General features: G+C 66.2%; 1 protein-coding gene. It reads right to left on the bottom strand.

From position 1 onward, the window contains the following. The coding region (locus FEM01_RS24020) for a condensation domain-containing protein (protein WP_240791798.1) at positions 1-541 on the bottom strand (541 nt) is incomplete at both ends.

The following is a 541-nucleotide window of genomic DNA, read 5'->3' as shown; positions in this document are numbered from 1 at the left end:
AGGCTCAGCTCGCCGCCATACACGCGGCCATTGATCGTCAGCCAGTTGCCCAGCGGCGCGTCGGCGCTTTGTTCTGCGCCACGTGCCTCGCCACTGGGGGTGAACAGGGTGTCGTCCTGCTCGGCGAAGCTGCCGTCGAACTGACCCAGGTAGTTGAACGTCAGGCGCGGTTGCGCCAGGCCTGCCAACGCGGCGCGGCTGGCCTCATCGCCCAGGTAGCGCAAGGTCGCGTAGCCCAGCCCCTTGTCGGGAATCCCACGCAGTTGTTCCTTGACCTGCTTGATGCTCGCCGCGAGATCGTCCTGCACGTCCAGCCGTGCCGGGAACAGGCTGGTGAACCAACCCACGCTGCGCACCAGGTCGGTGTCTTCGAACAACTCCTCGCGACCATGCCCTTCGAGCTGCACCAGCACCGACGACTCACCGGTCCAGCGTGCGATCACCCGCGCCAGTGCCGTCAGCAGCAGGTCGTTGACCTGGGTCCGATAGGCACTCGGCGCTTCCTGCAACAACTGCCGCGTCAACCCCGAATCAAGGCGGG

The organism is Pseudomonas mosselii (assembly GCF_005796105.1).
Lineage (GTDB): Bacteria > Pseudomonadota > Gammaproteobacteria > Pseudomonadales > Pseudomonadaceae > Aquipseudomonas > Aquipseudomonas mosselii_C.
This window is presented reverse-complemented; position numbering and strand designations above follow the sequence as displayed.